Raw genomic sequence first — 6,278 nt, 5'->3', positions numbered from 1 at the left:
CAGCTCTCATATGGCGGCATCCTCGTGGCGGCACTGCTGCTCACCATCTTCCTGCCGCAGGTGCAGCGCGCCACGCGCAAGCTGTCGCCGTCCGCCTTCTTCGTGTTCTTGTCGCTTGTGGCGCTCGGCGTCATGATCTACGCCAAGGACACGGTGCGCATCGCGCAATATGTGCCGAGCAACCAGTCCGCGGGGCAGTCGCTCTCTGCTGGCCAATCTCTCAGTTCGCAGTCCACGGGCGAGTCGCTCTCGGGTCAGTCCTTGTCCGGAGAATCTCTCAGCACGCAGGCGCCTGCAGGTGAATCGCTGAGCGGCCAGTCCCTTTCGGGCGAGTCGCTTAGTGCGCAACCACCGGCGGGTGAGTCGCTCGGCGGGCAATCCCTCTCGGGCCAGTCGTTGTCGGCGGGCGGGGAAGAGGCCAAATCGGAGCCCCGGGGCACACCGCTGGTCGTCGCTGCCGTCATTATCGCCGTGGCCTTCTTCCTGCTTTACCTGCTTTACCGCTACCTTAATCTCTATACGCTGGCCTTCGTCGCCGCCGTGGCGCTGCTGGTGCTGGGCTATGGCGTGCATGACAGCGCGCTGCTGGCGCAGGCGGCAGCGCAACAGGCGGCAGCTGCCTTGCCGCCCGTGCCCTTCTTCAGTCTTGCGGCACTGCCGGAGTTGATGGGGTCTTCTGAAGGCTCAGGTCTTGCGGCGCAGGCGCTGGCGATTGCCGCCGTTGCTGCAGGTACCGTGTTGTTCGCCAGCATCCTGATCTTCACCACCGTGCCGCAGGCCAACAGCCGCGTCGGCGAAGTGTCACTGTGGTTCATGGCTGTCGCCGCCGCAGCGGCGATCCTGCTGCTCGTCTACCTCAACAGTGAATTCCTGCAGAGCCAGGGAAGCCTTACCGCCAGCGTGGCGCCGCTGCTGGTGGGGGCGGTTCTGTTCATCGTCACCCTGCCAGGCTTCCAGAAGCGCATCCGCAACATCACCGTGTTGATGATCGCGCTGCTGGCCATCACCGCCCTGGCCGCCACCTTCTTCAGCACCATGGCCTTCAAGCCCGCGGGCGAAGTAGCGGCGGCGCCACCTGCCCCGGTGGTGGCGGATGTGGCACTGCCGTCGGCAACGGTGGCACTCCCCGAGGCCTTCTTCACCCAGGCGCTCGCCATTCTGGTGATCGCAGTGGCAGGATTCCTGCTCACCATTCCGCGGGTGCGCCGCCATGTGCTGAGCGGCATCCGCCTCGATAATCGCGTGGCGAGTTATACCTACATCAGCATCTTCATCGGTGTTGCCGCGGTGGCGGGGCTGGGCGCGCTCTTCGCGGTCAATGGCATCGCGCTGTGGAAGTTCATCGTCGCGGTGCTGGCGGCCTTCATCGGCGCGCGCTTCTTCCTCTATTTCCTCTTCGACTTCCGCCGCCGCGGGGGCGTGGGCGGCGGCATGGCGCTGGGCCGGCATGTGGGCTCTGACACGGGAGAGCAGGGGGCATGATGCGCGCGGCTGTCCACAATTTCTCGAAATGGCTGGGCTTCCTCTTCGCTGGGCTGGTGGCGGCGGTGGCCATTATCCTCGGCATCTATGAAGAGGTGCCGGGGCAATACATCCTGTTCTATGGCGCTGCCACCTTCGCCATCGTGCTGTGGGGCTGGCATCATTTCTCGGTGCGCTGGGTCTATGGCGCAGACGGCATGGCGCTCGACTCCGTCAATGCGCGGCGTGGTGAGGATCCTGCAGCCCCACTCGATGAGGACGTGTCTGCCGCTCGCTTCGCGCGGCGGCTGGTGATCAGCTACAAATACGTCGTCATCGCCGTGCTGGCGCTGCTGGCGCTGTTCCTGATCATCTCCTTCTCGGTCGAGAATTTCTACACGGCGCGCAATGTGGGCGCGGCGATCTTGCTGGCGCTGTTCCTCGGGCTTGCGGCCATCGTCAACACGACGGTGAAGGACAATACCAGCGGCTATGTCGGCATCATCGTCTTCATCGGGCTGTTCACCATCGGCTCGCTTATCGTGCCAGGCTTCTTCTCCGGCATCAACGTCAAGTCCATGCTGGTCTTCGCCGCCTTTCTCGGTCTCGCCTGCATCGGGCAGACACTGGTGGCGCTGCTGGGCGGCCTCGACCTGTCGATCCCCTATGTGATCGGCGCGGCCAATGTCGGGCTGCTCTATCTGCTGGGCCTCGGCGTCCCATCCTGGCTTGCCGTCATCATCATCCTGCTGCTGGGCGTTGCTATCGGGGTCATCAACGGGCTGCTCAGCTTCCGGCTGCAGGGCCAGGCGCTGATCGTGACGCTGGGCGTTGGTTTCGCGGTGGCGGGCGGCACGCAGATCCTCACCAGCATCGGCACCAACTACAGCGGTAACGTGTTCGGTACCGTGCCGGACTGGCTCACCAACATCGCCGCCATGAACGGCCGCACCTTCGGCCTCGACTTTCCGCCGGTCATCGTGATCTGGATCGCGGCTGCCGTGCTGCTGAGCCTTGCCATGCGCAACACCGTGTTTGGCCGCAATCTCTATGCGCTGGGCGGCAGCCGTACCGCTGCCAAGCGGCTGTCGATTTCTGAACATGCTTACTGGGTGGGCGTCTATGCGATCAGCGGCGGGACTGCCGCCATCACCGGCATGCTGCTGCTCGGCTGGAGCGGCGGCGGCTTCATCGGGGTGGGCAACCAGTATCTGTTCATGACGCTCGCGGCCGTGGTGATCGGCGGCACGTCGCTGCTCGGCGGCTGGGGCGGCTATGGCTTCACGGTCATCGGCGTGCTGGTGCTGCAGGTGCTCTCGTCGTTCCTCGTCGGCATCGGCCTCAGCTATGAGGGCCAGCAATTCGTCTTCGGGCTCCTGATCCTGCCGATGGTGGCGATCTATGCCCGTTCACCGCACATCAGGACACGCATATGAGGTTCAGCAACGCCAAAGGCCGAAGGGCCATGCTGAACCGGGGAGGGGAGGCTAATCTATGATGGACTTGCCAAAGCCGGACGACATCGTCGGCATGTCGTTCTGGCTCATCACCATGGCGACGCTGGCACTTGCCGTGTTCATGTTCGCGGAGCGGCGCCGGCTGGCGCCGCGCTGGCAGACGGTGATCACGCTCGTTGCGGTCGCCGCCCTCATTACCGGCGTCAGCTACCTGCGACTGTCGCAGGGCTGGGCGGCCACCGGAGCGGTTGCAACCGCCTCCCGTTTCGCCGACTGGCAGCTGACCGTGCCGCTGCTCGTGCTGAGCTTCCACTTCCTGCTTGTTGCCACATCGCAGCCATCGCCGGCCTTGTTCTGGCGGTTGCTTGTGTCATCTGCCGTACTTGTGGCTGCAGGCTATCTGGGGGCTGCCAACTTCATCAGCCCCACGCTGGGCTTCCTCGTGGGTCTTGCAGGCGGGCTCTACATATTGGGCGAGCTCTACTTGGGCGAGGCGGGGCGGCTCATCTCGGCTTCTGACAACAAGAAGCTGCAGTCTACCTACAATGCGCTGCGCCTGATCGTGACCATCGGCTGGGCGATCTATCCGCTGGCCTATTTCATGGAATATCTGGGCGGCGGCGTCGACGGGGCGAGCATCAACCTGATCTACAATCTTGCAGACTTCCTGAACCGCATCGCCTTCTGCCTGGTGATCTATCACCTCGCGGCAGGAGAGACGGCGCGGGAGGTGCGGCGATGACCACAAAAGTAAATGAACTGAGGGGACATGGACGCGGCCACTACTCTTCCGCAGCCATGAACAGCGAGGGTTGAGACATGACCGGAACTGACATCATCACAGCCATCTTGCTGGCTGGCATCTTCATCGCCATCGTCGTCTATCTGCTGTACTGGCTGTACCGCCTGTCGTCGAAGGACGTGGCCTTCGTGCGCACCGGCTTTGGCGGCGAGCGTGTGGTGATCAATGGCGGCGCGCTGGTGCTGCCCATCATCCACACCATCACGCCCGTTGGCATGCGCACGCTGCGCCTCGAGGTGAAGCGTGCGGGCGAACGCTCGCTCATCACCAAGAACAGGATGAGGGTCGAGGTGACGGCGGAGTTCTACCTGCGCGTCAAGCCGGACGCTGAATCCGTATCGCTCGCCGCGCAGACGCTGGGCAAGCGGACGATGGATTCCGAGCAGCTGAAGGAGCTGGTGCAGGGCCGCTTCGTCGATGCGCTGAGCAACATGGCTGCCCAGATGACCATGGACGAAATGCAGAACCGCCGCGGCGAATATGTGAAAGGCGTGAAGGCGCAGGTCGAACACGACCTGGTGCGCAACGGCCTGGAGCTTGAAGCCGTCTCCCTCACCAGCCTCGACCAGGTGAGCATCGAGCTGTTCAACCCGTCCAATGCCTTCGACGCGGAAGGCCTGACCCAGCTGACCGAGCAGATCGAGTCCCGCAAAAAGGCCCGTAACGACATCGAGCAGGACACCGCGATCCAGATCCGCAGCAAGAACCTGCAGGCGGAAATCGAGTCCCTCGAAATCCAGCGGCGCAGCGAATATGCGCGGCTGGGCCAGGAGCGCGAGATCGCCAAGCAGCGCGCGCTGGAGAAGTCCGAGATCGTGCGTGACCGTGCTGAGCGCGAACGCGAGGCGCAGGAGGCCGAGATCGTCGCCATGGAGGAGATCGAGAAGGTCCGCATCCGCAAGGAAAAGGCACTCGAGGCCGAGCGCTCCTTGCGTGAGACGACACTGACTGAGGAGATCGAAACCCGGCGCAAGCACCGCAATGACGTGGAGCGCGAGACCGAACTCGCCATCCTCGCCAAGAACCTTGAGGTGGAGCTCCGCGCTCTCGACATCGAGCGTGAGAAGGCCTTCGCCCGTCTGCAGCAGCAGCAGGAGATCGCAACACGCAAGGCGCAGCAGGAATCCGAGATCGCCGCGCGCGAGGCGGAAGGTGAGCGCAGCGCCGAGTTGGCGCGCATCCGCTCGTCCGAGGCCGTGGAGAAGGCGCGGATCGAGGAGCAGATGGGGGTCGATCTCGAGCGCATCCGTTCCCGCCAGGAAACTGAGCGCCTCGACATCCAGCGCCGCATGGCAATCGAGGTCGAGGACCGCGAGCGCAACATCGCAGTGCTGCGCAAGGATCTTGAGAAGGCGCAGGCCGAGGCCGATACTGAAGAGGCCCGCGCCAAGGTGGCCGAGGCCATTGAAAAGGTCGTATCGGCCCGCGAGACCGAGATCGCCGAACGCCGCAAGCAGATCGAACTGATCGAGGCCGCGCGCACAGCCCAGGCCGAGGCGCTGCAGATCACCACGATCTCGCAGGCCCAGGCGGAAGCAGCCGAACAGCGGGCGGAGGCCGAGCGCTTCTCATCGCTCGCCGCACGTCTGCGCTACGAGGTCGATGCCGAGGGCAAGCGCATGCTCAACGAGGCAGAGAACATGCGCAGCGATGACAATCGCAAGGATGCGCTGCGCATGAAGCTCATCGAGCATCTCGAGGGCATCATCCGCGAGAGCGTCAAGCCGATGGAGCAGATCAGCGACATCAAGATCCTGCAGGTCGATGGCATGCCGGGCCTTTCGGGCTCCGGCATGGTCAACGGCAATGGTGCGGGCGGCGGCGGCAATGGCAGCGATCTTGACGGGCCAGGGCCCGGTGGCGGATCGCTTGCCGACAACATCGTCTCATCGGCTCTGCGCTACCGTGTGCAGGCGCCCTTCGTGGATAAGCTTCTGAACGAAATCGGCATGTCGGGAGGCGATATCACCAAGATCGGCAACCTCCTGAAGTCCGTCGAAGACAAGGGGGATTGACGTGAAAACCAAAGACCAAGCGAACGGCATCGAGAGGGAGCCTGGCCATGAGCGCTGATGTGAAGACCTGGGCGAGCAAGTACAAGTCGCTCACCAACAATGACGAAACCATCCAGGCCATGGGCCGCTACTACACCTGCACCTTCATGTTCGACATGGGCGAGCGCAAGGTGATTGTGGAGATGCATGACGGCAAGGTGAAGGACATCAATACCGACCCGCAGCCGCTCGATGCCTATGACTTCGCACTGCGCGCCAGCGCGCAGACCTGGCGTGAATTCGCCAAGCCCATGCCGAAGCCCATGTATCACGGAATCTGGGCAGCCAGCTTCCGCAAGGACCTGAAGCTCGAAGGCAACCTGCTGGTGCTGATGCAGAACCTGCGGAATTTCACCGTGCAGTTCGAATTGCTGCGCAAGAGCGGCGTGCCGGTCTGACCGGCAGGATAGATCCAGGAGTCAATGAAATGGCAAAGCATTCACCTGTCACCGGCCGCTACGTGACCATCGAGGTCGATGGCCAGGAGTACAAGGTCTTCTACCT

Annotated in this window: 5 protein-coding genes; all 5 read left to right on the top strand. The window is 63.4% G+C overall.

The window, feature by feature from the left end; genetic code table 11:
• The coding region (locus ACILRA_RS18430) for a hypothetical protein (protein ID WP_395663524.1) at positions 1–1,482 on the top strand (1,482 nt) is incomplete at its 5' end.
• Positions 1,479–2,897, top strand: a complete 1,419-nt coding sequence (locus ACILRA_RS18425; protein WP_395663523.1) for an ABC transporter permease — start codon at positions 1,479–1,481, stop codon at positions 2,895–2,897. The genes ACILRA_RS18430 and ACILRA_RS18425, both read left to right, overlap by 4 nt.
• Before the next feature lie 58 nt (positions 2,898–2,955).
• Entirely contained in the window at positions 2,956–3,660 is a 705-nt protein-coding gene (locus ACILRA_RS18420; protein ID WP_395663522.1) for a bacteriorhodopsin, read from the top strand.
• Positions 3,661–3,737: 77 nt separating this feature from the next.
• A complete protein-coding gene (locus tag ACILRA_RS18415; RefSeq protein ID WP_395663521.1) occupies positions 3,738–5,735 on the top strand; it encodes a flotillin domain-containing protein in 1,998 nt (665 codons plus the stop codon).
• Positions 5,736–5,782: 47 nt separating this feature from the next.
• The gene (locus ACILRA_RS18410) at positions 5,783–6,172 is read left to right on the top strand and encodes a hypothetical protein (RefSeq protein ID WP_395663520.1); all 390 of its coding nucleotides are present in this window, start codon (positions 5,783–5,785) and stop codon (positions 6,170–6,172) included.
• Positions 6,173–6,278: the final 106 nt, after the last annotated feature.

This window comes from Aestuariivirga sp., from assembly GCF_044239095.1.
Classification (GTDB): domain Bacteria; phylum Pseudomonadota; class Alphaproteobacteria; order Rhizobiales; family Aestuariivirgaceae; genus Aestuariivirga.
Note: the sequence above shows the minus strand (reverse complement) of the source record. Positions and strands in the feature narration are given on the sequence as shown.

Bases quoted from the DNA above. Each gene is read 5' to 3' on its own strand.
- ACILRA_RS18425 (WP_395663523.1), top strand. From the start codon at position 1,479: ATGATGCGCGCGGCTGTCCACAATTTCTCGAAATGGCTGGGCTTCCTC.
- ACILRA_RS18420 (WP_395663522.1), top strand. From the start codon at position 2,956: ATGATGGACTTGCCAAAGCCGGACGACATCGTCGGCATGTCGTTCTGG.
- ACILRA_RS18415 (WP_395663521.1), top strand. From the start codon at position 3,738: ATGACCGGAACTGACATCATCACAGCCATCTTGCTGGCTGGCATCTTC.
- ACILRA_RS18410 (WP_395663520.1), top strand. From the start codon at position 5,783: ATGAGCGCTGATGTGAAGACCTGGGCGAGCAAGTACAAGTCGCTCACC.